The organism is Streptomyces sp. MH60 (assembly GCF_002939385.1).
Classification (GTDB): domain Bacteria; phylum Actinomycetota; class Actinomycetes; order Streptomycetales; family Streptomycetaceae; genus Streptomyces.
In genome coordinates this window covers 1-23,372 of the sequence record NZ_MULI01000035.1, presented here as the reverse complement: position 1 = coordinate 23,372, position 23,372 = coordinate 1, and the positions used below count along the sequence as shown (strand labels likewise).

22 protein-coding genes are annotated in these 23,372 nt (G+C 72.9%); 6 read left to right on the top strand and 16 right to left on the bottom strand.

Going from position 1 to position 23,372, the window contains the following annotated elements; genetic code table 11:
• Window positions 1–13 precede the first annotated feature (13 nt).
• Window positions 14–2,488 carry an alpha-L-arabinofuranosidase C-terminal domain-containing protein gene (locus BZZ08_RS21535; protein ID WP_104633889.1) on the bottom strand — a complete coding sequence of 825 codons (2,475 nt, stop codon included), beginning with the start codon at window positions 2,486–2,488 and terminating at the stop codon, window positions 14–16.
• 141 nt (window positions 2,489–2,629) lie between these two features.
• Between BZZ08_RS21535 and BZZ08_RS21530 the strand changes: the two genes are divergently transcribed.
• Window positions 2,630–3,082 (top strand): DUF6314 family protein, encoded by a 453-nt coding sequence (locus BZZ08_RS21530; protein WP_198601613.1) that lies wholly within the window; start codon window positions 2,630–2,632, stop codon window positions 3,080–3,082.
• Here the strand turns inward: BZZ08_RS21530 and BZZ08_RS21525 are convergent.
• On the bottom strand, window positions 3,045–3,665 hold the full coding sequence (locus BZZ08_RS21525) for a histidine phosphatase family protein (RefSeq protein ID WP_104633887.1): 621 nt from the start codon (window positions 3,663–3,665) through the stop codon (window positions 3,045–3,047). The two genes, BZZ08_RS21530 and BZZ08_RS21525, sit on opposite strands and share 38 nt — an antisense overlap.
• Before the next feature lie 143 nt (window positions 3,666–3,808).
• Window positions 3,809–5,248 carry an aminotransferase-like domain-containing protein gene (locus BZZ08_RS21520; RefSeq protein ID WP_198601612.1) on the bottom strand — a complete coding sequence of 480 codons (1,440 nt, stop codon included), beginning with the start codon at window positions 5,246–5,248 and terminating at the stop codon, window positions 3,809–3,811.
• On the opposite strand from BZZ08_RS21520, the gene BZZ08_RS21515 reads away from it, so the two are divergent.
• Both BZZ08_RS21515 and BZZ08_RS21510 read left to right on the top strand, forming a co-directional pair.
• Window positions 5,247–6,173 carry a DMT family transporter gene (locus tag BZZ08_RS21515; protein ID WP_104633886.1) on the top strand — a complete coding sequence of 309 codons (927 nt, stop codon included), beginning with the start codon at window positions 5,247–5,249 and terminating at the stop codon, window positions 6,171–6,173. The genes BZZ08_RS21520 and BZZ08_RS21515 overlap by 2 nt on opposite strands.
• Before the next feature lie 61 nt (window positions 6,174–6,234).
• On the top strand, window positions 6,235–6,429 hold the full coding sequence (locus BZZ08_RS21510; RefSeq protein WP_104633885.1) for a DUF1918 domain-containing protein: 195 nt from the start codon (window positions 6,235–6,237) through the stop codon (window positions 6,427–6,429).
• A gap of 30 nt (window positions 6,430–6,459) precedes the next feature.
• Here BZZ08_RS21510 and BZZ08_RS21505 read toward each other — a convergent pair whose 3' ends face one another.
• Window positions 6,460–7,719, bottom strand: coding sequence for a glycoside hydrolase family 10 protein (locus BZZ08_RS21505; RefSeq protein ID WP_104633884.1), 1,260 nt, complete (start codon window positions 7,717–7,719; stop codon window positions 6,460–6,462).
• A gap of 137 nt (window positions 7,720–7,856) precedes the next feature.
• Between BZZ08_RS21505 and BZZ08_RS21500 the strand changes: the two genes are divergently transcribed.
• On the top strand, window positions 7,857–8,768 hold the full coding sequence (locus BZZ08_RS21500) for a 3-hydroxybutyryl-CoA dehydrogenase (RefSeq protein WP_079032931.1): 912 nt from the start codon (window positions 7,857–7,859) through the stop codon (window positions 8,766–8,768).
• On the opposite strand, the gene BZZ08_RS21495 is transcribed toward BZZ08_RS21500, so the two are convergent.
• From BZZ08_RS21495 to infC, 9 genes are all read right to left on the bottom strand, one after another.
• The gene (locus tag BZZ08_RS21495) at window positions 8,759–9,301 is read right to left on the bottom strand and encodes an NUDIX domain-containing protein (protein ID WP_104633883.1); all 543 of its coding nucleotides are present in this window, start codon (window positions 9,299–9,301) and stop codon (window positions 8,759–8,761) included. The two genes, BZZ08_RS21500 and BZZ08_RS21495, sit on opposite strands and share 10 nt — an antisense overlap.
• A gap of 118 nt (window positions 9,302–9,419) precedes the next feature.
• Entirely contained in the window at window positions 9,420–10,760 is a 1,341-nt protein-coding gene (locus BZZ08_RS21490; protein ID WP_104633882.1) for a transcriptional regulator, read from the bottom strand.
• 369 nt (window positions 10,761–11,129) lie between these two features.
• Complete coding sequence (gene pheT, locus BZZ08_RS21485) at window positions 11,130–13,652, bottom strand: phenylalanine--tRNA ligase subunit beta (protein ID WP_104633881.1); 2,523 nt, start codon at window positions 13,650–13,652, stop codon at window positions 11,130–11,132.
• Window positions 13,652–14,773 carry a phenylalanine--tRNA ligase subunit alpha gene (gene pheS, locus BZZ08_RS21480; protein ID WP_104633880.1) on the bottom strand — a complete coding sequence of 374 codons (1,122 nt, stop codon included), beginning with the start codon at window positions 14,771–14,773 and terminating at the stop codon, window positions 13,652–13,654. Before pheS ends, pheT begins: the two co-directional genes overlap by 1 nt.
• A 179-nt stretch (window positions 14,774–14,952) precedes the next feature.
• Window positions 14,953–16,092 carry a sensor histidine kinase gene (locus BZZ08_RS21475; protein WP_104633879.1) on the bottom strand — a complete coding sequence of 380 codons (1,140 nt, stop codon included), beginning with the start codon at window positions 16,090–16,092 and terminating at the stop codon, window positions 14,953–14,955.
• A 50-nt stretch (window positions 16,093–16,142) separates the two neighbouring features.
• Window positions 16,143–16,991: a TrmH family RNA methyltransferase gene (locus BZZ08_RS21470; RefSeq protein WP_104633930.1), complete on the bottom strand. Its 849-nt coding sequence runs from the start codon at window positions 16,989–16,991 to the stop codon at window positions 16,143–16,145.
• A 204-nt stretch (window positions 16,992–17,195) separates the two neighbouring features.
• On the bottom strand, window positions 17,196–17,579 hold the full coding sequence (gene rplT / locus BZZ08_RS21465; protein ID WP_003977226.1) for a 50S ribosomal protein L20: 384 nt from the start codon (window positions 17,577–17,579) through the stop codon (window positions 17,196–17,198).
• 97 nt (window positions 17,580–17,676) lie between these two features.
• A complete protein-coding gene (gene rpmI, locus BZZ08_RS21460) occupies window positions 17,677–17,871 on the bottom strand; it encodes a 50S ribosomal protein L35 (protein WP_003977225.1) in 195 nt (64 codons plus the stop codon).
• Window positions 17,872–17,984: 113 nt separating this feature from the next.
• Window positions 17,985–18,641 carry a translation initiation factor IF-3 gene (gene infC, locus BZZ08_RS21455; RefSeq protein WP_104633929.1) on the bottom strand — a complete coding sequence of 219 codons (657 nt, stop codon included), beginning with the start codon at window positions 18,639–18,641 and terminating at the stop codon, window positions 17,985–17,987.
• Window positions 18,642–19,024: 383 nt separating this feature from the next.
• Here infC and BZZ08_RS21450 point away from each other — a divergent pair, with 383 nt between their 5' ends.
• A complete protein-coding gene (locus BZZ08_RS21450) occupies window positions 19,025–19,390 on the top strand; it encodes a DUF1844 domain-containing protein (protein WP_104633878.1) in 366 nt (121 codons plus the stop codon).
• 24 nt (window positions 19,391–19,414) lie between these two features.
• On the opposite strand, the gene BZZ08_RS21445 is transcribed toward BZZ08_RS21450, so the two are convergent.
• Window positions 19,415–20,146 (bottom strand): SseB family protein, encoded by a 732-nt coding sequence (locus BZZ08_RS21445; protein ID WP_104633877.1) that lies wholly within the window; start codon window positions 20,144–20,146, stop codon window positions 19,415–19,417.
• On the opposite strand from BZZ08_RS21445, the gene BZZ08_RS21440 reads away from it, so the two are divergent.
• Window positions 20,130–21,074, top strand: coding sequence for a serine hydrolase (locus BZZ08_RS21440; protein WP_104633928.1), 945 nt, complete (start codon window positions 20,130–20,132; stop codon window positions 21,072–21,074). The genes BZZ08_RS21445 and BZZ08_RS21440 overlap by 17 nt on opposite strands.
• Window positions 21,075–21,108: 34 nt before the next feature.
• Here BZZ08_RS21440 and mycP read toward each other — a convergent pair whose 3' ends face one another.
• Entirely contained in the window at window positions 21,109–22,290 is a 1,182-nt protein-coding gene (mycP, locus tag BZZ08_RS21435) for a type VII secretion-associated serine protease mycosin (protein WP_104633876.1), read from the bottom strand.
• Window positions 22,287–23,372, bottom strand: a 1,086-nt coding sequence (locus BZZ08_RS21430; protein WP_241965527.1) for a hypothetical protein, incomplete at its 5' end; no start/stop codon positions are given. The genes mycP and BZZ08_RS21430, both read right to left, overlap by 4 nt.

Sequence of the window (23,372 nt, the reverse complement as noted above, 5' to 3'; positions counted from 1 at the left end):
CCGTGCCGGCGGGCTACCGCTCCCTGATCCGCAGGAACGTCACCGAGTTCGCCGGGAAGGTGTACGTGAACGCGCTCGCCGCCCCCGAGAAGGTCGACGTCACCGGGGTCACCGGGGTGTCCGTCTCGGTGTTGACCGCGTCCTGGTCGGCGGCCAGCGTGGTGACGCGGGCCCTGGACGCGACCTTGGCCCCGCCGAGGTCGACGGCGGTGCGGGCGGCCGTGTCCTGGGCGTTGACGACCTTGACGATCAGCTCGCCGGTGCGGTCGTCGCGCGTGACGGTCTGGCGGAAGGGCTCGGCCGGCTTGTCGTCGGTGAAGCTGCCCCACTCCTCGCCGTCGAGGTAGAGGGTGACCTGGCGGCCGCGGACCTTGACGTCGATGTCGTAGGCGCGGCCCGTCTCGATCGACCCGGCCTTGGACAGGAGCGTCGACTTGCCGCCGTCGGAGGCCTGCTCGACCGCGGACTGGGTGTTGTTCCAGCCGCCCAGGTTCCACCAGTAGTAGTTGCCGGTGTCCTTGACGCCGAAGGCGACCAGGAAGCCCTCCTTTCCGGACTTCTTCGTGGCCTTCACATGCAGGTCGTAGTCGTGCCAGGCCGGGTCGCCCGCCGTGACCAGGGTGTTCTCGGCGGCCGGGTCCGTCTGGACGTACTGGCCGTCCTGGACGGTCCAGCTCCCGGTGCCCGAGTGGGTCCACCGCGAGGCGTCACCGGAGAAGTCGTCGGACAGGAGTGTCCGGCCGTCGGCCGAGGTCACCCGCACGTCGTCGTACGCCGCACTGGTCGCCCAGGTCGACAGGCCGACGGCGCCGGTGACGGGGCCGCTGACGGCGGGGGTGCCGGTGGCCTGCGAGGGGACGACGCGGTCGCCGGTGTTGTTCATGAAGAGTCTCTGGACCTCGTAGTTGGCCGAGCCCCAGGACGCGTGGTTGTTGAACCAGATCAGGTCCGGGCTCCACTGCACGTAGTCCTCGTTGGCGAGCAGCGGGGCGTAGGAGGCCAGCTTGACCACGTCGGCGTTGCGTTCCAGGCCGGTCATGAAGGCGGCCTCGGCGAGGGCGTTCTTCCAGGCGTTGCCCTGGGAGGCGTACTCGCCGAGGAAGACCTTGGGGCCGTTCCTGTCGTACGAGTCGTAGCGGTCGTTGTTCTGGAGGAACCACTGCGGGCTGTTGTAGTAGTGCTCGTCGACCATGGCGACGCCGGCGTCGCGGTTGAGCTGCCACGCGGTGTCGAAGATGGCGCCGGAGTCGTCCGGGCCGGAGTTGGAGACGACGGTGATGTCCGGGTACTTCGCCTCGATGGCGGTGCGGAACCGCTCGAAGCGGGCGAAGAACTCCTTCGGGAGGTTCTCCTCGTTGCCGACCTCCAGGTGGGTGAGGTGGAAGGGCTTGGGGTGGCCCATCTCGGCGCGCTTGGCGCCCCACTCGCTGGTGCGGGGGCCGTTGGCGAACTCGATGAGGTCCAGGGTGTCCTGGATGTGCCGCTCCAGCAGGGCGTCGTCGTCGACTGCCTTGTTCTGGCCGCAGCCGGTGACCAGGGCGGGGACCACGGGCAGCGGCATGGCGCCGATGTCCTCGGCGAAGCGGAAGTACTCGTAGTAGCCGAGGCCGTAGCTCTGGTTGTAGCCCCAGAAGTTGGCGTTGGTGGCGCGCTCCTCGACGGGGCCGATGGTGTCCTTCCACTGGTAGGAGCGCTTGCGCTGCCAGCCGGAGTCCGCGCTGTAGTCCGCCATGGAGCCGGTGTTGACCAGGCAGCCGCCGGGGAAGCGCAGGAAGCCGGGGTGCAGGGCCTCGATCTTCTCGGCGAGGTCCTTGCGCAGGCCGCCCGGCTGGTGCCGGTAGGTGTCGCGGGGGAAGAGGGACACCATGTCGAGGGCGGCGGGCGCGGTGGTGGTGACGGCGAGGCGGCCGCGGTTGCTGGTGCGGGTCGCGGTGAAGGTGGCGCTGTACTTGCGCCACTTCCCCCGCGCGGCCACCTCGCGCACCTTCGCGAGGGTGCCCGCGGTGTCCCGGAGGGCGACGGTGAGGGTGGTGCCGCTCTCGGCGCGGGCCCAGACCGAGAAGTCGTACCTCTCGCCCTTCTCGACCCGGATGCCGGTGTTGTAGCCCGCGTTGGTGACGGTGGAACCGGCGGCCAGGGAGAGGTAGGCGCGGTTGCGCTCGTTGAGGCGGCCCCCGTCGTTCACCACCTCGGCGGTGCCGTCGGCCGCCCACGCGGTGAGCGGGGTGTACGAGGCGTTGTCGGCGGTGGAGTACTCGAAGGACCGGTTCTGCACCAGCTCGGCGTACAGGCCGCCGTCGGCGGCGCGGTTGATGTCCTCGTAGAAGACGCCGTACATCGTGTCGTCGATGGTGGGGCCCTGGGCGGAAGGGTCGACGGTGATCGTGTAGTCGGCGACGGCCTCGGCGTGCGCCGGGGAGGGCAGCAGGGCCGAGGCCGTCAGGAGGGCGGTGACGCTGAGACCGAGTCTCCAGCGGGTGCGTGACATGGATACTCCGCGGCTCTCACTAGAAGTCGTTCGAGATATCGGACGCTGGTCAGCACTTCGAACGGCAAGATAGGGAGGGGGCCGCGGCGCGTCAATGGGTCGCGCGGCAACGAGTGGGCCGGAGCGGGAAAGCGAGTGGAAATGGGCGAGTTGTGGCCGGTGCCCGACGTACTGGCGTACCTCGCGGGGCGCTGGCGCACCGAGCGCTCGGTGCGGGATCTGGCCGGCGGCCTGGAGGGCCGGTTCGAGGGCCTCACGTCCTTCGACGCCCTCGACGGCGGCGGGCTGATCAGCCACGAGTCGGGCGCCTTCACCTGGCAGGGTGTGACCCGGCCCGCCGAGCGCACGCTGCGCTACGAGCCGGGGAGCGCGCCGGGCCGCGTGGACGTGCGCTTCGCGGACGGCCGCCCCTTCCACGGCCTGGACCTGACCTCGGGACACCACGTGGCCGACCATCCGTGCGCCGCCGACCTCTACCGGGGCGAGTTCACCGTCCGGGGCCCGGACCGCTGGCGGACCGTGTGGCGGGTGGGCGGCCCGGCCAAGGACCTGCTGCTCACAACGGATTACCTTCGCGAAACGCCGGATGCGTAGCACCCTGGTCCGGCGCGCCTTCGAAACGGAGGCTCCAGCGGCCCGCGCGGCCCGTCACGGTGGCCGCCGACAGCGGGCGGACGTCCAGGTTCCAGTACGTCCCGGGCGGCGCCTTCAGTACGTAGACCAGCGCGGCCCGGATCACCGAGGGCTCGGCCACGGCGACGATCCGGTCGCCGTCCTCCCCGGGACGGGTGTCCAGCCAGCCGCCGACCCGGGTGATGAAGCCCAGCAGCGACTCCCCGCCGTGCGGCGCCGACCGCGGATCGGCGAGCCAGGCGTCCACGGCCCCCGGCTCGCGGGCCATGGCCTCACCGAGTGTCAGCCCGCGCCACCGGCCCATGTCGCAGTCCCGCAGGGCGAGTTGGACGAGCGGGGCGCAGCCGAGGGCGTCTCCGGTGGCGCGACTGCGGGGCGTGGGTGAGCAGTAGCGCAACTCGGCCGCCGCCAGCGGCAGCAGACCGCCCGCGGCGCGCAGCACCTCGTCCCAGCCGGCCCGGTCCAGCGGCCGGTCGTCGTCGAAGCGCTCTGCCAGCAGCGGTGAGCTGCGCGCAGCCGCGACGAACGTGACCCGAAGCGCCATGCGGTGATGGTGGAGCGCGGGGGTGTCCAGGTCAAGGGGTGTTACCTCTGGTTCACGCAATGTATGCCGCGGCTCACCGGCCGAAGACGAACGCCGTCAGTACGCGTCGGTCGACAGCCAGTGGTGCACACGCCCCGCCGCCGTCAGCCGCCCCACACCTCCAGGCAGGCGGTGCGCAGGCGCCGTACTCCTTCCGCGATCTCCCCGACGTTCGCGACGGCCGCGAAACTCAGCCGGAAGTGGGCGGCCGGGGGTTCGGCGCTGAAGTACGGGCGGCCCGGGGTGATCGCGACGCCCGCGCGCAGGGCGGCCGAGGTCAGGGCGCTCTCGTCGGCGCCCTCCGGCAGGCGCGGCCACAGGTGGTAGCCGCCGGAGGGGATGTGGGCCAGGGAGATCTCGGGGAGCCGCAGCCGCAGCGCGGACGTCATCGCGTCCCGGCGGGCCCTCAACTCCGCGGAGACCGCACGCAGATGGCGCGGCCAGGCGGGCGACCCGACGAGTTCCAGCGCCGCCTCCTGGAGCGGCCGGGGCACGAAGAAGGTGTCGACGATCTGGATGGCGCGCAGGCGTTCCAGGACCGGCCCGTGCGCGGCCAGGGCGCTCACCCGGAAGCTGGGCGAGGTCGCCTTGGTCAGCGAGCCGACGTGGACGACGACGCCGTCCGGGTCGTCGGCGGCGAGCGGGGCGGGCAGCGGGCCGGCGTCCTCGTGCACGAGGCGGCGCACGAAGTCGTCCTCCACGACGAAGGCGCCGGCCGCCCGCGCGATGCTCAGCACCTCCCCGCGCCGCTCGGGGGCGAGCACGGCGCCGGTCGGGTTCTGGAACAGGGGCTGGCAGACGAAGACGCGGGCACCGGTGGCGCTGAAGGCGTCGGCGAGCAGGGCGGGCCGTACGCCGTCGGCGTCCACGGGGACGGGCACCGGACGCAGGCCGGCCGCCCGCGCGATGGCCAGCATGCCGGGATAGGTCGGGGACTCGACGAGGACGGGGGTGCCGGGCGGGGCGAGCGCGCGCAGGGCGGTGGCCAGCGCGGACTGGCCGCCCGCGGTGATCAGCACCTCGGCCGCCGTGATGGCCCCGCCGATGCCGCGCGCGAACCACTCCCGCAGCTCCGGCAGCCCTTCCATCGGCGGCCGCCCCCAGGCGCCCGGCCGCCGGCCGGCCCGGGCCAGGGCCGCCGCCATCGCCCGCTCCGGCTGCAGGGACGGGTGCAGGTAGCCGCCGTTGAACTCCACGACACCGGGTGGCGGGGCGGCCAGCGAGACCAGCACCCCGGAGGCGTCCACCGAGCGCGGTACGAGGTCGGCGGCGCCGTCGGCGCTGAGCGCGACCTCCTGCCAGGAGGTGTCCCCGGCCGGTGCGGCCGAGGGGCGCGGCCGGGCCCGGAAGGCGCCGGCGCCGGGCCGGGTGACGACCAGCCCCTCGGCGGCCAGCTGGGCCAGGGCGCGGGAGACCGTCACGGGGCTCACCCGGAACCGGTCGACGAGGGCCCGGCTGGACGGGAGCTTTCCGCCGGGTGAGTAGCGGTCCAGCTCCCGTCGCAACACGGTCACCAGGTCAGCGACGCTGCTACGCTCTTGCATGAGAGCACAGAGTAGCGCTACCGCGTCGCCCCGGATAGCAGTCGGCGTCGCGAGCACGACGCCCCCCGGCGCCTCCTCCGGTACCGTCCTGGCCGCCCTGGGTGTCGTCGCCTTCTCCCTCACCTTCCCGGCCACCGCCTGGGGCCTGGAGGGCTTCGGCCCCTGGTCCCTGATCGCCGTGCGCAGCATCCTGGCGGCCGCGGTCGCCGGTGGCTGCCTGGTGGCCCTGCGGGTGGCACCGCCCGAGCGGCGGCACTGGCTGGGCCTCGCGGTGGTCGGCGCCGGGGTGGTGCTCGGCTTCCCTCTGCTCACGACGCTGGCCCTGCAGACGTCGACCACCGCGCACGCCGCCGTGGTGGTGGGGCTGCTCCCGCTGACCACCGCGCTGCTGTCCGCCCTGCGCGTCGGCACCCGCCCCTCGCGCACCTTCTGGATCGCGGCCCTGGCGGGTGCGGCGGCCGTGATCGCCTTCACGGTGCAGCAGAGCGGCGGCGCGCTGACCTCGGCCGACGCCTATCTCTTCGGGGCGCTGCTGGTGTGCGCGGCCGGTTACACGGAGGGCGGCCGGCTGGCCCGTCAGATGCCGGGGTGGCAGGTCATCGGCTGGGCGCTGGTGCTGTGTCTGCCGCTGACGGTGCCGATGGCGGCGGTGGCGCTGTCGTTCGAGCCGGTGCACCTGACGGCGCACAGTGTGACCGGGCTGCTGTGGGTGGCGATCGGTTCGCAGTTCCTCGGCCTGGTGGTCTGGTACCGGGGCATGGCGGCGATCGGCATCCCGAAGGCCAGCCAGTTGCAGCTGGCCCAGCCGCTGCTCACACTGGTGTGGTCGGTACTTCTCCTGGGCGAGCACCTGCCGGTGGCCGCTCCGCTGACGGCCGCGGCGGTACTGGTGTGCATCGCGGTCACCCAGCGGGCCAGGGGTTAGACCCGGTCACAGACCTTTAGATCCTGCCCTCGGGCGGCACACAGGTGAGGAGGCCTCACGGATGCACGCAACCAAGGGCGACCAGCTGGTCCAGCACGGCCGGGTGGTCGGTGAGCACGACAAGGTCGCGGAGATCGTCGAAGTCATGGGCGCCAAGGGCACTCCCCCGTACCGGGTCCGGTTCGAGGACGGGCGCGAGGCCGTGTGCTCGCCCGGCCCCGACTCGGAGATCCGGCACAGGGAGACCCAGCTGTAGCCCGGTGGCCGCGCAACGGGCGGAAGCGGCTCAGCGCGGGACGGTGGCCGGCTGCGCGTAGTGGTCGGCGGCCACCCGCGCCATCGCGCCGCCGCGGTCCTCGGCGACGTCCTTCGCGGAGAAGTAGACGTGCCCGCGGACCTCGGGGTAGCGCGCGGCCAGCGTGAGGTGGCGGGACAGCTCGGCCGGGTCCTGCCAGGCGGCGGGCTGCGCCGGGTCCCCCGACTTGTACAGCGCCTCGCCCACGTACAGCTGGGTGCGGCTGCCCTTGGCCACCTCGGCCCACCAGGGCAGCAGCTTCGCGTAGTCGGCGCCGTCCAGGCCGATGTTCCAGTACAGCTGCGGCACGACGTAGTCGATCCAGCCCTCGCGCACCCACTTGCGGGTGTCCGCGTACAGGTCGTCGTACGTCTGCACGCCCGCCCGGGTGTCGGAGCCGCGCTCGTCGGTGGCGGCGTTGCGCCACACGCCGAAGGGGCTGACACCGAAGCGGGCGGCCGGCCTGACGTCCTTGACGCGCTGTGCGGTCTCGCGCACCAGCCGGTCGATGTTGTCCCGGCGCCAGTCGGCCTTCGTGGCGAAGCCGGTGCCGAAGGTGCCGAAGGTCCCGCCGTCGTCGAAGCTCTGGCCCGCCACCGGATAGGGGTAGAAGTAGTCGTCGAAGTGGACCCCGTCCACCGCGTACTTCGCCACCGCGTCCATGATCGCGTCCTGCACGAAGGCCCGGACCTCGGGCAGCCCCGGGTTGTAGTAGAGCTGCCCGCCGTAGGGCACCACCCATCCGGGGTTCTTGCGCGCCGGGTGGGAGGAGACGAGGTGGGCCGGGTCGTCGTGGGTGGCGACGCGGTAGGGGTTGAACCAGGCGTGCAGCTGCAGCCCCCGGGCGTGGGCCTCCGTCACGGCCGTGCCCAGCGGGTCCCAGCCCGGGTCGCGGCCCTGGCTGCCGGACAGGTACTGCGACCACGGCTCGTGCGCCGAGGGCCACAGCGCGTCGGCCGTCGGGCGCACCTGGAGGATCACCGTGTTGAGGCCGTGCCGGACCGCGTTGTCGAGGTGCTCGACCAGCTCCGCGCGCTGCTCGGCGGCGCGCAGCCCGGCGCGGGTGGGCCAGTCGCGGTTGGCCACGGTGGCCAGCCACATCCCCCGCATCCCGGCGGCGGCCCTGCGCGAGGCCGCCGGCGCGGCGGGGCCCTGGCCGGTGGACGCCGCGGACGCCCCCGACGCCCCGGATACCGCCGTGAACGCCGACAACGCCGCCACCGTGAAGGCACGGCGCGAGACACCGCCCATGGGAAGACCTCCTGAACGCTGTGGATCCGTACGGTCACGGATCGTGTACGGGGCCTCAGCATGCCCGACCCGGGAGACGGATCCGTGACCATTCGGGGGTAACGTGCTCGATCGGAGCAGGCGACGGGGACCCCGGCATGCCTGCTGCCAGCCGTGGAGTCAGCGAAAGGGACGATGTGACCGGCATCTCGGGAGATATCGCACGCGTCGGCGTGGTGGGCTGCGGTCAGATGGGGGCGGGCATCGCCGAGGTGTGCGCCCGCTCGGGTCTGGAGGTGATGGTCGCCGAGACCACCGGCGAGGCTCTGGAGATCGGCCGCACCCGGCTGTACAACTCGCTGACCAAGGCGGCCGAGCGCGGCAAGATCACCGAGGAGGAGCGGGACGCCACGCAGGCGCGCCTCAGCTTCACCACCGACCTCGGCGAGTTCGCCGACCGTGATCTGGTGATCGAGGCGGTCGTCGAGAACGAGCAGGTCAAGACCGAGATCTTCCAGGTGCTCGACCAGGTCGTGACCCGGCCGGACGCGATCCTGGCCTCCAACACCTCCTCGATCCCGCTGGTGAAGCTGGCGGTCGCCACCTCGCGGCCCGACCACGTCATCGGCATCCACTTCTTCAACCCGGCCCCGGTGCAGCAGCTGGTCGAGCTGATCCCGGCGCTCACCACCTCCGAGGGCACGCTCAGCCGGGCCCAGCTGTTCACCGAGAAGGTGCTGGGCAAGCACGCGATCCGCGCCCAGGACCGCTCCGGCTTCGTGGTCAACGCGCTGCTGATCCCCTACCTGCTCTCCGCGATCCGGATGTTCGAGTCGGGCATCGCCAGCCGCGAGGACATCGACAACGGCATGGAGATGGGCTGCGCCCACCCGATGGGCCCGCTGAAGCTGGCCGACCTGATCGGTCTGGACACGGTCGCCTCGGTGGCGTACTCGATGTATGAGGAGTACAAGGAGCCGCTGTACGCCGCTCCCCCGCTGCTCCAGCGCATGGTCGACGCGGGCCGCCTCGGCCGCAAGAGCGGCTCGGGCTTCTACGCCTACGGCTGATCGCGCCCGAGCCTGAGGTGGTGCAGCAGGAGTAACGCGGCCGCCATGTTGGCGGCCGGGACCTCCCCGCGGGCGACGAGGTCGGGTACGAGCTTGAGGGGCACCCATTCCCGGCGGTCCGACTCGAAGTCGTCCACGGGGTGCCCGACGTACGTGCCCTCGTCGCTGAAGTAGATGTGGTGCCGGGCGTCGGTGAGGCCGTTGGAGGGCTCCACGCTCATCAGGTGGTGCAGGGGTCCGGGCCGCCAGCCGGTCTCCTCCTCCAGCTCCCTGGCCGCCGCCGCCGCGACGTCCTCGCCGTCCTCGACGACGCCGGCCGGCAGCTCCCAGCCCCAGCTGTCGGTGATGAAGCGGTGCCGCCACAGCAGGAGGACCTCGTCCGTCTCGTTCACGACCGTGGCCACGGCCACGGGGCGCATCCGTATCAGGAAGTGGTCGAGGTGTCGGCCGTCCGGCAGGACGACATCGGCGAGATTGACGCTGAACCAGCGATTTGAGTACACATTCTGTTCGCTCTGTTTCGTCCACTGCACGGTTCTGCCACCTTCCTTCGAGTAGGTGGCAATATCGCAGCAGCAGCGTTCCGGCAGCAGGCGTACGACGCCCGCTCACGGCGCAGGGGCGGGCGCGGGGCCCGCGCGGACGGGCCGCCTACAGCGGTACGCGCAGGGCCCCGTCGATGAGTTCGGCCGCCTCGGCCGTGCCCGCGCAACCGCTGCTCACCAGGTGCTCGCGCACCGCGCGCAGTCGGTCGCGCAGCCGCTGGGACTCCATTCCCCGGGCCTGCTCGGCCATCCGCACGGCCGTCGCCACCGCCTTGTCGGCGTTGCCCTGGCGCAGCTCGATCGTGCTGAGCATGGCGAGCCGGTGCACGCGTCCCCGGTCGTGCGCCGGGGTGTCGACGGCGGCCGCCGCGTGCTCCCCGGCCGCCGCGAGTTCGCCGAGGCTCAACAGCGCCTCCGCCACCTGGACGTTGACCAGTCCGGGCTGGACGTAGCCGGTCTCGTCGGGCTCGTACCCGCGCCGGATGCGCTCGGCGGCCTGCTCGGCCCGGCGGATGCAGGCCAGCGCGCCGCTGCCGTCGCCCAGGTGCGCGTACGCCTTCGCCTGCATCGCGTACAGGTCGGAGGCGAGCGCCGGGGTGATGTGCCGTCCGGCGGCACGCAGCGCGGCCTCGGCGAAGGCGACGGCCTGCCGATACTCCCGCAGGAACAGCGCCTGGTTGACCAGCAGCGCGATGACGTAGGCGCCGAGCCCCCGGTCGCCACTGGCCTTGGCGAGCCGCAGCGCCTGGTGGAAGTAGCGCTGCGCGAGGCCGTGCGCGTCGGAGTCGTACGCGCAGATCCCGGCCACCGCCACCAGGCCCCCGGTGGCCCGGTGCAGCTGCCGTCCGGTGGCGTCGGTGTAGCTGCCGCGCAGCAGCGGCGCGGCCTCGGAGTTGAGGAAGCCGACGATGCGGGCGCGGGTCGCGATGCCGCCGGCCTTGCGGTACATCTGCTCGTAGTGCGTGCGGGCGCAGCGCACCATCTCCAGGTCGGCCGCGGTGACCCGGTGCCGCCCGCCGCGGGAGACGTCGGTGTCCTCGGGAGGGTTCTCCCACTCCCACACCGGCATCACGGCGGGTGTGCCGGTGAGCGCGGGGGCGCCGAGGATGTGCGGGCGCTGCTGCTGGTCGGAGCGCCACAGGGCGGTCGCGCGCTCCACGAACCCGGAGAGCGAGCCGGTGTGCGGGGCGGCGGGTTCGCCGGGCACGCCGAGGCCGATGTCGTCGAGGGTGACGGGGCGGTGCAGCCGGGAGGCGAGGACCTCGCAGATCAGGTCGGGCACCTGACCGCGCGGCCGCTGCCCCTTCAACCACCGTGCCACGGCGGTGTGTTCGTACCTCAGTGCGAGCCCGCGCACTCGCCCCGCCTGGTTGACGTGCGCGGCCAGTCCCGCGTGCGAGATCCCGGCCTCGTCGAGAACCGCGTCGAGCAGGGTGTTGGGCTGCATGGGTGCCCCCGGTGAATCGGTGCCGACAGCGTAGTGCGTCGGTCCTCACACGGGGTGTGAACGCAGTGCGCGCACCCGCTGCGTGTGCGCGCTGTCGCGGAGAGTTCCGGGCCGGTTGACTGAAGGGCCTCGAAAGAGGCCGGCCGGGCCGCCGGCTCCCCCTCGTACAGTGCGGCGGCCCGTATCCACGCCGTCCGCCCGGCTGCCTGCCCGACACTCCGTGGCGGGGCGGACGGCGAGCCGGCCGGAGAGGTGGTCAGACGCCGTTCAGGTGATGCCCCAGGGGCGCGGGGAACTGCGCGACCAGCCACCGACTGCCCGCAGCCGCCGACCGGCACAAACCCCACGCCCCTTGGGCGAACCGAACCGCTAGCTACGCAGCACCGCTCCGACCCGCTCGCCCGCGAGGGCGACCGCGGCGTCGCGGGCGGCGGACGCCTCGTCGACCGTCAGCGTCCGGTCCCCCGCACGGAAGCGCAGCGCGTACGCGAGGGACTTGCGCCCCTCACCGAGCTGCTCGGCGTTGTCGTAGACGTCGAACAGCCGGATGGACTCCAGCAGTTCACCCGCGCCCTCGCGCAGCGCGGCCTCGACGTCGGCCGCCGGGACGAACGCGTCGACCACCAGGGCGACATCCTGTGTGGCGACCGGGAACGTGGAGATGCCCGGAGCCTGCGGGGTGTCGTCGCCGACCCCCGCCACCGCGTCGAGGTCCAGCTCCGTCGCGCAGGTGCGCGCGGGCAGCCCCAGCGTCTTCAGGACCCGCGGGTGCAGCTCACCCGCGTGCCCGATCACGCGCTCCTCGCCGTCCACGGTGACCGTCAGCTCTGCGCAGCGGCCCGGGTGCCAGGGGCCGTACTGGCCCTTGCGGACGCCCAGTTCGGCGCCGGCCTCGCGGGCGACGGTGCGGGCGGCCTCGACCGCGTCGGCCCAGTCGGCCGGGCGGCCCTTGCCCCACCAGCCGGCCTGCTCGCGGGCCCCGGTCAGGACCACGGCGACGTGCCGAGGCTGGTCGGGCAGCGCGGCGTCCAGCGCGGCGAGGTCGTCCTCGCTGGGGCGCCGGTCGACGGGCAGGTCGGCGGCGATCCGCTGTTCGTCGCGCGGGTGGAAGACCAGGCCGGTCTCGAAGAGCGCCAGGTCGTGCGCGCCGCGGCCGTCGTTGCGGCGCAGCGCGCCCAGCAGGCCCGGCAGCAGCGAGGTCCGCAGCGCGGGCTCCTCGTCGCTGAGCGGGTTGACCAGCTTGACGACGCGGCGGGCCGGGTCGTCGGCGTCGAGACCGAGCTGGTCGAAGACCTGCTCGCCGACGAACGGGTAGTTCAGCGCCTCGACGTACCCGGCACCGGCCAGGGCCCGCCCGACGCGGCGGTGCAGCCGCTGCCGGGAGGTCAGGCCGCGGCCCGCCGGGGGCCTGGGCAGCGTGGAGGGCAGGTTCTCGTAGCCCTCCAGACGGATGACCTCTTCGGCCAGGTCGTTCGGGTCGGTGAGGTCGGGCCGCCAGGACGGCACGGTGACGATCAGCTCGTCCTGGCCGTAGACGTCGCAGCCCACCTCCTGGAGACGGCGTACGACGGTCTCGCGGCCGTACTCCACACCCGCGACCTTGTCCGGGTGGTCGGCCGGGACGCTGATGGTGTGCGGTGCGGACGGAGCGCTGATCTCCGTGACCCCGGACTCGGCGGTGCCGCCCGCGAGCAGCACCAGCAGGTCGACGGTGCGCTGCGCGGCAGCGGCGGCGGCCTGCGGGTCCACGCCGCGCTCGAAGCGGCGGGACGCCTCCGACGACAGCTTGTGGCGGCGGGCGGTGCGCGCGATGGACACCTGGTCGAAGTGGGCGGCCTCGATGACCACGTCAGTCGTCGCGTTCCCGCCGTTCTCGGCGGAGTCGTGGTCCGCGATCTCGGTGTTGGCGCCGCCCATGACACCGGCGAGGCCGATGGGGCCGCGGTCGTCGGTGATGACCAGGTCCTCGGCGTGCAGCTTCCGCTCGGTGCCGTCGAGGGTGACGATCTTCTCGCCCTCCTGGGCCCGGCGCACGCCGATGGTGCCCTGGACCAGTGAGCGGTCGTAGGCGTGCAGGGGCTGGCCCAGCTCCATCATCACGTAGTTGGTGACGTCGACGGCGAGCGAGATCGGACGCATGCCGACCTTCTGGAGCCGGCGCTGGAGCCAGATCGGCGAGCGGGCCTCGGCGCTGAGGCCGGTCACGGTGCGGGCGGTGAAGCGGTCGCAGCCGGTGGGGTCGGCGATCTTCACCGGGTAGCCGTAGGCGTTGGGGCCGGGCACGTCGAGCAGGGCCGGGTCGCGCAGCGGCAGGCCGTAGGCGATGGCGGCCTCGCGGGCGACGCCGCGGATGGACAGGCAGTCGCCGCGGTTGGCGGTGACGGCGATGTCCAGCACCTCGTCGACCAGTTCGAGCAGCTCGACGGCGTCCTTGCCGACCTCGGTCTCCGGCGGCAGCACGATGATGCCGTGCGTGCCGTCGTCGCCCATGCCCAGCTCGTCGCTGGAGCAGATCATGCCGTGGGACGTCTTGCCGTAGGTCTTGCGGGCGGAGATCGAGAAACCGCCGGGCAGGGTGGCACCGGGCAGGACCACGACGACCTTGTCGCCGACGGCGAAGTTCCGGGCGCCGCAGACGATCTCCTGCGGCTCACCGGTGCCATTGGCCCGGCCCACATCGACGGTGCAGAAGCGGATCGGCTTCTTGAAACCCTCCAGCTCCTCGATGGTCAGCACCCGGCCGACGACGAGCGGGCCCTTGAGGTCGGCGCCCAGGTGCTCGACGGTCTCGACCTCCAGACCGGCCGAAATCAGCTTGGCCTGCACGTCGCGGCCGGTCTCGGTGGCCGGCAGGTCGACGTACTCCCGCAGCCAGGAAAGCGGGACCCGCATCAGATCTCCATCCCGAACGGCCGGGTGAACCGGACGTCACCCTCGACCATGTCTCGCATGTCCTCGACGTTGTGGCGGAACATCAGCATCCGCTCGATGCCGAACCCGAAGGCGAAGCCGCTGTACTTCTCCGGGTCGACGCCGCAGGCGGTGAGCACCCGCGGGTTGACCATGCCGCAGCCGCCCAGCTCGATCCAGCCCTCGCTGGAGCAGGTGCGGCAGGGCCGGTCGGGGTTGCCGACGGACGCGCCCTTGCAGACGTAGCAGAGCATGTCCATCTCGGCGGACGGCTCGGTGAAGGGGAAGAAGTTCGGCCGCAGCCGGGTCTTCATCTCCGCGCCGAACAGCGACTGGACCATGTGGTCCAGGGTGCCCTTGAGATCCGCCATGGTCAGGCCCTCGTCGACGGCGAGCAGCTCCACCTGGTGGAAGACGGGGGTGTGCGTGGCGTCCAGCTCGTCGGTGCGGTACACCCGGCCGGGGCAGATCACGTAGACCGGCAGCTCGCGCTCCAGCGCGGAGCGGATCTGCACGGGCGAGGTGTGGGTGCGCAGCACGACGCCGGACTCGGAGCCGCCGTCGGGGCCCTGGACGAAGAAGGTGTCGGCCTCGCCGCGGGCGGGGTGGTCCGGGCCGATGTTGAGGGCGTCGAAGTTGAACCACTCGGCCTCGGCCTCGGGGCCCTCGGCGACCTCGTAGCCCATGGCGACGAAGATGTCCTCGATGCGCTCGGAGAGCGTGGTGAGCGGGTGGCGGGCGCCGGCCGGTACCCGGTCGTAGGGCAGCGTGACGTCCACGGCCTCCTCGACCAGGACCCGCGCGTCCCGCTCGGCCTCCAGCTCCTCCTGGCGGGCGGCCAGCGCCTTGTTCACGGCACCGCGGGCCATGCCGACGCGCTTGCCGGCCTCGGCCTTGGCCTGCGGGGGCAGGGCGCCGATCTCGCGGTTGGCCAGCGCCAGCGGGGAGCTGCCGCCGGTGTGGGCGACCTTGGCCTCCTGGAGCGCGTCGAGGGAGTCCGCGGCGGCGAAGGCGGCGAGCGCCTCGTCCCGCATGCGCTCGATCTCTTCCGGTTTCAACGCCTCGACCTCGACTGGGTCGTACGACTTATTCGGTGCCGACATCTCTTCCCGTGCTTCCGGTTGGCTGGCTGGGACGCCCCGTCTACGGTCCTCAGACGGCGGAGACGCTTCGTCGACGCTTCGTCTGCGGATCTGGACGCAAAGGTGCCAAAGACCGAGTCTAACGGGGCTGTGGAACGCTGATTACGCCCGTGGGGTCCGTCGGCCGTCTCAGGTGCTTGTCAGCTGAGGTACGCCGGTGCCGCCACGGGCAACGTAAATCGGAACTCGGCGCCGCCGCCGGGGGCGCGGCCGACCGTGATGGTGCCGCCGTGGGCCTCGACGATGCCCTTGACGATGTACAGCCCGAGGCCGGTGCCACCGCGCTTGCTGCCCCGCCAGAAGCGGGTGAAGACACGGTTCATGGATTCCTCCGGGATGCCCGCCCCCTCGTCGCTCACCGTGACCGACGTGCCGGTGTCCTCCCCCTCGCGGGGGGACGCCGTGGGCGTGACGTCAATGGTGACGGTTCCCTCTCCGTGCCGCACGGCATTTTCCAGCAGGTTGCTCAGCACCTGGTCGACCTTGTCGGGGTCGGCCCACAGGTCCGGCAGCGGCTGCGCGAGGCGGAGCAGGAACCGGTCGGCCGACTGGCCGGCGGCGACGTACGCCTGGATGTGCCGGCCGACGGCGGCGCCGATGTCGACGGGCTGGCGGCGCACCTCCAGGCGGCCGGAGTCGATCCGGGAGATGTCGAGCAGCTCGGCGATGAGCCGGGTGACGCGGTCGGCGTCGGCGTCGACGGTCTCCAGCATCAGCCGCTTCTGGTCGTCGGTGAACCTCTCCCACTTGGCCAGCAGGGTGGCCGTGAAGCCCTTGACGGAGGTGAGGGGGGAGCGCAGTTCGTGGGCGACGGTGGCGATCAGCTCGGCGTGGCTGCGCTCGGTGCGGCGGCGGGCCTCGGTGTCGCGCAGGGTGACGACGACGCGGTGGACGGGACCGAGCCGTTCGGCGCGCACGTAGCGGGCGGTGACCAGGACTTCCCGGCCGCCGGGGAGCAGCAGGTTGCGCTCGGGCTGGCCGACCCGGATGGCGAGGCCGCCGTAGGGGTCGGTGAGCTGCCACCAGCGGCGGCCCTCCAGGTCCTCCAGGGGCAGGGCGCTGTCCAGGTGCTGTCCGAGTGCTTCGGCGGCGGGGGTGGCGGTGATGCGGACGGCGGCGGCGTTGAAGCAGACCACCCGGCCGTGCTCGTCCGCGACGACCAGCCCGTCGGGCAGCTGGTCCGGGTCGATGCCGAGGTCGGCGAGATCGCCGGGCGTGCGGGGCGCGGGCGGACGTGGCACCTGGTGTGCTCCCCGTGCGCTGCTCGTGCCGACGCTCATCCCCGTACCCCACCTCTCAACCGCGCAGGGGCCTTGAGCTGGTCACCCTACTAGCTCTCGGTGACGGAGCGGCACCCTCCGGCGGCACGCTGTGCACGCGCCGACGCGTAGAGACATACGGCGGCGGCGGTCGCGAGGTTCAGACTCTCCGCCTTCCCGTGGATCGGGACGCGCAGGACGGCGTCGGTGAGGGCGCGGGTCTCCTCCGGGAGCCCCCATGCCTCGTTGCCGAACACCCAGGCGGTGGGCCCGCCCATGGTGCCGGCGTCCAGCTCGGCGTCGAGGTCGTGCTCCCCCGCCCCGTCGGCGGCCAACACCCTCACCCCGGCATCCCGCAGCCCGGCGACGGCGCGCTCGACGGGCACCCCGACGGCGACCGGCAGGTGGAACAGGGAGCCGACGGAAGCGCGTACGGCCTTGGGGTTGTACAGGTCGACGGAGGCGTCGGTGAGCACGACCGCCTCGGCCCCGGCGGCATCGGCGCAGCGCAGCACGGTGCCGGCGTTGCCGGGGTCCCGGACGTGCGCGAGCACGGCGACGAGCTTGGGGCGGGCGGCGAGGATCTCCTCGAACGGCGTGTCCAGGAACCGGCAGACCCCGACCAGCCCCTGCGGGGTGACGGTGGTGGAGATGTCCTCGATCACCGCGTCGGCGGCGAGGTGCACCCGGGCACCGACGTCACGGGCGGCCCCGACGATGTCGGCGTACCGCTCCGCGGCCTCGACGGTGGCGAACAGCTCGACCAGCGTCTCCCCGTACCCGGCGGCCTCCCGCACGGCCTGCGGCCCCTCGGCCAGGAACAGCCGCTCCTTGCCCCGGAAGTTCCGCTTCCCCAGCCGCCGCGCGGCGACGACACGGGGAGACCGGGGGGAGATCAGCTCGGGGGCGGCGGGCGCCATGTGTTCCATCACCTTCACAAATGTCTCAACGTGGGGTGCGGCTGTCTCGCCGCGAGGAGCAACGCCCCAGGGGCGCGGGGAACTGCGCGACCAGCCGCAACGAGCCAGCAGCCGACAACGGACAGGACCGGGGCGGCAACCGAAGGGACCCGCAGGCTTGGAGCCTGCGGGTCCCTTCGGCAACCGGCTGAAGCCGGCGCGGCGTCACGCCGCCTTCGGCGCGTTCACATCGCTCGGCAGCGCCTTCTGCGCGACCTCGACGAGCGCGGCGAACGCGTTCGGGTCGTTGACGGCCAGCTCGGCGAGGATCTTGCGGTCGACCTCGACGTTGGCGGCCTTCAGGCCCTGGATGAAGCGGTTGTACGTGATGCCGTTGGCGCGGGCAGCGGCGTTGATGCGCTGGATCCACAGCTGGCGGAAGTCACCCTTGCGCTTCTTGCGGTCGTTGTAGTTGTAGACCAGCGAGTGGGTGACCTGCTCCTTGGCCTTGCGGTACAGGCGCGAACGCTGACCGCGGTAGCCGGAGGCCTGCTCGAGGATCGCCCGGCGCTTCTTGTGGGCGTTGACTGCCCGCTTGACGCGTGCCACTTGTTAACTCCTTGTAGCGGGGCCGCGGTGATCCTCACGCGGCCCGGTATCGATTGGGTCCCGGTCCTGCCGTACGGCGCTCAGTGGCGCCCGTACGTCACTTGCCGAGAAGCTTCTTGATCTTCGCGGCGTCGCCCGGGGCCATCTCGGCGTTGCCGGTGAGGCGACGCGTCACGCGGGACGACTTGTGCTCGAGCAGGTGGCGCTTGCCGGCGCGCTCACGGAGCACCTTGCCGGAGCCGGTGATCTTGAAGCGCTTGCTGGCACCGCTGTGCGACTTGTTCTTCGGCATAGCGCCGTTCTCTCCTCGTCGGTGGCGCTCCGGTGCCCGGTCGTGAAACCGGGCACGGTGGGAGCGTCGCTCTTGTATCGGTCTGTGTCCTGGGGACTGGCGGTCCCCCGGGGTCACGCTTCGGCGGGTGCCTCGGCCGGGGCCTCGGCGTCCTCGATGTCGTCGGCCTCCGCGGCGTTCTGCGACTTGCCGGGGTTGGCCTTCGCGTCGGCCTTGCGGGCTTCCTGCGCCTGGCGGGCCTCGGCCATCGCCTCGGTCTTCTTCTTGTGCGGACCGAGGACCATGATCATGTTTCGGCCGTCCTGCTTGGGATTCGACTCGATGAAGCCGAGGTCCTGGACGTCCTCCGCGAGCCGCTGCAGCAGTCGGTAGCCGAGCTCCGGCCGGGACTGCTCACGACCGCGGAACATGATCGTGATCTTGACCTTGTCGCCCTGCTTGAGGAACCGGACGACGTGACCCTTCTTGGTGTCATAGTCGTGCGGGTCGATCTTCGGCCGGAGCTTCATCTCCTTGATGACCGTGTGCGCCTGGTTCTTGCGCGCTTCACGGGCCTTCATGGCCGACTCGTACTTGAACTTCCCGTAGTCCATGAGCTTGCACACGGGCGGACGGGCGTTCGCCGCGACCTCGACGAGGTCGAGGTCGTACTCCTGCGCAAGCTCCAGGGCCTTGGCAAGCGGGACAATCCCGACCTGCTCGCCGCTGGGACCGACAAGTCGCACCTCGGGAACGCGAATCCGGTCGTTGATGCGGGGCTCGGCGCTGATGGATCCTCCTCGGTAGCACCACGCGACGGTCTGGCGGACAGCCGCGTAACGTCTGTGTTCGATAGACCTAACCGCGCCGGCACACAAAAAATGCCCCGGACGATCACAGGCGGGGCTCCTCGAACTACTACCGGAGCACCGCCGCGATGGCCGCGGGGCGCGCTTTCGGGCTGGTCACCGCCGTGGGACGGGACCGCCTGACCGGTGACCCGCCGTCCGGAGGACGGCCAGGTGGGAGTTCGAAGCCTCCACTTGTGGGCCGGATCCGCTGCCGTGGGCGTGCGTGTCCGACCGGTCGTTACACAAGGTTAGCAGCTCGGCGGGGGAAGGGCTAACCGAGTCCGAGTGGGGTCCGCTCCCCCGCTGCGCCTATCGTGTGCGGCATGAGTGAGACCCCCGCTGAATCCTCGGCGACTCCCGATTTCGACGCCATGACCCGCGACATCGCCGAGGTCCCCGCGGTCGAGGTGATCGTGACGGTCGCCGTCAACCTGATGAGCGCCGCCGCCGTGAAGCTGGGCCTGACCGAGGAGGGCGAGGACCACAAGGACCTGGACGAGGCCCGCAAGCTGGTGCACGCGCTGGCCGGTCTGCTGGACGCGACGGCGACCGAGATCAGCTCGTTCCACGCGGCGCCGCTGCGCGACGGTCTGAAGTCGCTCCAGCTGGCCTTCCGCGAGGCCTCGCTGGTCCCGGACGAGCCGGGCCAGGGTCCGGGCGAGAAGTACACGGGCGCGGTCTACGGCTGACCGCCGTCCGCGGACCCGGAGCAGCTATCCCCGCACGTACAAGGGCTCGCCCGGCGGCGTCGCCCCGGCCGGCAGCAGTGCCAGGTCGAGGCCGCGCACCAGGCGGGCCCTCAGCGTGTCGTCGGCGGCCAGCCGCTCGGCGACGGCGCGGGCCGCCTTCGCCGCGTCGGCGGCCGGGTCCAGGACCAGGGCCAGCGTGCCGTCGGCCCGTCCCGGTCCGAGGTGGGCGCGGAGCACGGCGGGTTCGTCGGCCAGGGCGGCGCGCACGGCCCCGGCCACGGCCGGGTCCGCGAGCGGGTCGGTCGTCGTACGCCCCTCGGCCAGTGCCAGCAGCACCGCTCCGGTCAGCTCGAACGGCACCGGTCCGGCCAGGTCCAGTACGACGGTGTCCGCCTTCTCGTGCGCGGCGGCCTGCAGCGCCTGGTGCACGGGTACGGCGACGGGGCGGGCCGCGGGGTCCCAGCGGGCGAGCGACTCGGTGGAGGTGAAGGCGGGCAGCGCGGTGCGGCCGCCTGCCTTCAGGGTCGGTACGGCCATGTCGCTGGTCTTCTCGCGGCGCAGCCCGTTCTCGTCCTCCTCCACCTCACCGAGTACGGCGACGACGGGCACGAGCAGCCGGGCGCCCTTGAGCGCTTCGAGGACCGGGCCCACGGCGGCGCGGTCCTCGGCCCAGGCGGCGAGCGCGGCGCTCAGCCGGGGGTCGGCGGAGCCGTCGTCGTCGGAGAAGGCGGAGTCGGGGATGTTCTTGTTCGCCACGTCCCGACCCTATCGGGGGGCGCGTACGGCGCTCCTCACCGGCCTCGCGGGGTCCGCCGACCCGGAGGCCACCGGGGCGGTGTACCGGCAGGGCCACGCACACCCGGGCGTGGGCGGCGCCGTATCGTCGTCGGCCTCGGCACCCTCGGGCGGGGAGGCAGCGGTGGAGACGGTCGAGCCGGTGGTGGACGGTGACGCGCGACTGGCCGCGGCCATGGCGTCGGTGACGGTGCGGGACGGCGCCGAGGTGTCGGTGGCGGTCCTCGACCCGGACTCGGGCGAGGGCGCCTCGTACGGCACGGGCGCCTTCGACACGGCGAGCATCGTCAAGGTGGACATCCTGGCGGCGCTGCTGCTGCGGGCGCAGGACGCGGGACGTTCACTCACCGGGTCGGAGAAGGCGTACGCCACCGCGATGATCGAGGACAGTGACAACGACTCGGCGTCGGCGCTGTGGCGGGCGATCGGGGCGGCCGACGGGCTCGGCGCCGCGAACGAACGCTTCGGGCTGACCGGCACCGAAGGCGGCGACGGCCCGCTGTGGGGCCTGACCCGGACCACCGCCGCCGATCAGGTCACGCTGCTGCGGCAGGTGTTCGCGGCGGACGGCTCGGCGCTGAGCGAGGCCTCGCGGGCGTATGTGCGCGGGCTGATGGAACGGATCGCGGACGGTCAGCGGTGGGGCGTGTCGGCGGCGGCCGACGAGGCCGGTGGCACGGCCGGTTCGGTGTGGGCGCTGAAGAACGGCTGGCTGCGGCGCAGTACCACCGGTCTGTGGGTCGCCAACAGCATCGGGCGGGTGGTGAGCGGCGGCCACGGCTACCTGGTGGCGGTGGTGTCGCGGGGCAGCGGTACGCAGACGGAGGGGATCGCGCTGACCGAGGCGGCGGCACGGGCGGCGGTGTCCGTGTTCACCGACACCGCCTAGGGGCTGGTCCGCCCCCGGGGTGCGCTCCGGGCGGTCAGAAGTCCTCGTGGCGTTCGCGGCGGCCGCGCCACAGCACCACAGCCGCGACCACCAAGACGCCCCCCGCGCCGCCCGCCAGGGGCGCGGCCCAGGCCGAGGTGTCGTCGTCGGAGGCGGGGGCGTCCGGTCCCGGACCGAAGTACTCCTCGCCGTACGCCGCCGACTTCAGCCCCGCCGGTTTGAGCCGTCCGGCCGCCTCGATGGCGGCGGCCGGGTCGACGAAGCCGAAGCCGCGGGAGTCGTCGCGGCCCTCGGCCGGGGCGTTGCGGGCGGTGTCCTCCAGGACGGACTTGACCTGGGCCGGGGTGAGGTCCGGGTGGGCCGCCTTCACCAGGGCGGCGGCCCCGGAGACGAAGGCGGAGGCGGCGCTGGTGCCCCAGCCCTCGTAGTAGCGGTGGTCGGGGTCGGCGATGATCACGTCGACGCCGGGGGCGCTGACCGTGGCGTACCAGCGGCGGGTGGAGAAGGCGGCGCGGGTGCCGTAGCGGTCGACGGCGGTCGCGGCGATCACGCCCGGGTAGGCGGCCGGGTAGGAGATGTGGTCGCCCTTCTCGCCGCCGTTCCCGGCCGAGGCGACGACGATCACACCCTGTTTCAGGGCGTACTGGATGGCCTCGTCCTCGGCGGGCTCCGGGTGGGCGGAGGCGGAGTCGTCGCCCAGGGAGAGGTTGATGATGTCGGCGCCGTGGTCGGCGGCCCAGCGGATGCCCTCGGCCAGGGCGTTGCCGCGGGTCTTGCGGGCCTTGGCGCGGGACGGGTCGCCGTCCTCCAGGATGACGCGCAGGGGCAGGATCCTGGCCTCCGGGGCGATGCCCATGACGCCTTCGGTGTGGCCGGCGCCGTGTCCGTGACCGGCGATGATCCCGGCCATGGCGGTGCCGTGCCGGGCCCAGGAGCGGTCGCCCTCGCTCGCGCCGAAGCCGACCAGGTCCTTGCCGGGGAGGACGTTGCCGGTCAGGTCGGGGTGGCCGGCCTCGACGCCGGTGTCCAGGACGGCGACGGTGACGCCCGCGCCCTTGGTGGTGCGCCACGCCTGCTCGGTGTGCATGGCGTCCAGGGCCCACTGCTGGGCGCGGATGCCGTCGGCGTGCGCGGCGGGGGCCGGGACCAGGACGAGGGCGGCGGCGAGGAAGAGGCTCAGGGCCCCTGTCCTGCGGCGGATGTCTGCGGGGGTCACGACGGGTGCTCCGTGGGCGCGCCGACGTGTCTGCGCAGGGCGCGTTCGACGCGGTCGGCGAGGCCCTGCGCCTCGTGACCGAGACCGGCCTGGGCGGGCGCCGAGGCGGCGCCGGACTCGATGGCCTCCTCGGCGGGTTCGGGCTCGTCGACGGTGCGGCCGTCGGCCCAGCCGGACACGGCGTAGACGACGACGGGGGCGTCGGTGAGGACGGAGACGGTCCAGGAGGCCCGCTGCGCTGCGCCGAAGCCCGCGGCGACCGTGTCCTTCGCGGCGTACGGCAGGGGCATGAGGTCGTCCCGGCGGCCGAGGCGCTCCTTCTCGAACCGGTCCGCCAGCGCGGTCATGGCGGCGGCGTCGGCCTTGGTGAAGAGCAGGCCGACGGTGGTGACGTAGCTCTGGGTGGCGTCGGTGTAGGTGGCGCGCAGCAGGCGCGAGCAGCCGACCGGGTCGAGCACCTTGGCGAGGAGCCGGTCGAAGGCGCCGGCGCAGTCGCCGTCCGGGGCGACGCCGACCCGCGTCCAGGTGCGGTCGGCTCCGCCGGGGCCCGCGCCCTTGCCCTGGACGGTGGGCGGGAACAGCTGGTCGACGGGCACGCTGTGCCACAGGTCACCGGCCTCGGTGTACGCGCTGCGCGCGCCGTCGTCCCCGGAGTCCCCGGCGAGCCAGCTGCCGGTGACGGCTCCGGTGAGGAGCCCCACGCCGAGCACGAGGCAGACGGCGGCGGCGACGGCCTGCGGTCGCGGACGCCCGCCGAGCGGACGCGGCCGGGCCTGTGCGTCGTACCCCTCGGGCTCGCCGAACGAGACCCGGGGCCGCGTGTCGGTCGGGCTGCTCCAGGAGAAGGCGGCGTCGGGGGCGGCGGGGCGGTCCGCCGGGCCGGAGGACGGGGAGGGTTCCGTGCGCGCCGCGGGCCCCGGTTCCGGCTCCGGTTCCGTTTCCGCCGGGACCGGGCGCAGGCGCGCGGTCGTCTCGGTCGGGGTCTCCCCGGGAGCGCCGGGACGGCGGGGCGGCGTCCGCGGTACGCCACCGGCGGGCGGGGCGTCACGGCCGACGGTCGGCGCGGTGTCGGGGAAGCGGGC

Coding starts and splice junctions, on each gene's coding strand:
- BZZ08_RS21535 (WP_104633889.1), bottom strand. CDS start 2,488: ATGTCACGCACCCGCTGGAGACTCGGTCTCAGCGTCACCGCCCTCCTG.
- BZZ08_RS21530 (WP_198601613.1), top strand. CDS start 2,630: ATGGGCGAGTTGTGGCCGGTGCCCGACGTACTGGCGTACCTCGCGGGG.
- BZZ08_RS21525 (WP_104633887.1), bottom strand. CDS start 3,665: ATGGCGCTTCGGGTCACGTTCGTCGCGGCTGCGCGCAGCTCACCGCTG.
- BZZ08_RS21515 (WP_104633886.1), top strand. CDS start 5,247: ATGAGAGCACAGAGTAGCGCTACCGCGTCGCCCCGGATAGCAGTCGGC.
- BZZ08_RS21520 (WP_198601612.1), bottom strand. CDS start 5,248: ATGCAAGAGCGTAGCAGCGTCGCTGACCTGGTGACCGTGTTGCGACGG.
- BZZ08_RS21510 (WP_104633885.1), top strand. CDS start 6,235: ATGCACGCAACCAAGGGCGACCAGCTGGTCCAGCACGGCCGGGTGGTC.
- BZZ08_RS21505 (WP_104633884.1), bottom strand. CDS start 7,719: ATGGGCGGTGTCTCGCGCCGTGCCTTCACGGTGGCGGCGTTGTCGGCG.
- BZZ08_RS21500 (WP_079032931.1), top strand. CDS start 7,857: ATGCCTGCTGCCAGCCGTGGAGTCAGCGAAAGGGACGATGTGACCGGC.
- BZZ08_RS21490 (WP_104633882.1), bottom strand. CDS start 10,760: ATGCAGCCCAACACCCTGCTCGACGCGGTTCTCGACGAGGCCGGGATC.
- pheT (WP_104633881.1), bottom strand. CDS start 13,652: ATGCGGGTCCCGCTTTCCTGGCTGCGGGAGTACGTCGACCTGCCGGCC.
- pheS (WP_104633880.1), bottom strand. CDS start 14,773: ATGTCGGCACCGAATAAGTCGTACGACCCAGTCGAGGTCGAGGCGTTG.
- BZZ08_RS21475 (WP_104633879.1), bottom strand. CDS start 16,092: ATGAGCGTCGGCACGAGCAGCGCACGGGGAGCACACCAGGTGCCACGT.
- BZZ08_RS21470 (WP_104633930.1), bottom strand. CDS start 16,991: ATGGCGCCCGCCGCCCCCGAGCTGATCTCCCCCCGGTCTCCCCGTGTC.
- rpmI (WP_003977225.1), bottom strand. CDS start 17,871: ATGCCGAAGAACAAGTCGCACAGCGGTGCCAGCAAGCGCTTCAAGATC.
- BZZ08_RS21450 (WP_104633878.1), top strand. CDS start 19,025: ATGAGTGAGACCCCCGCTGAATCCTCGGCGACTCCCGATTTCGACGCC.
- BZZ08_RS21440 (WP_104633928.1), top strand. CDS start 20,130: ATGTTCTTGTTCGCCACGTCCCGACCCTATCGGGGGGCGCGTACGGCG.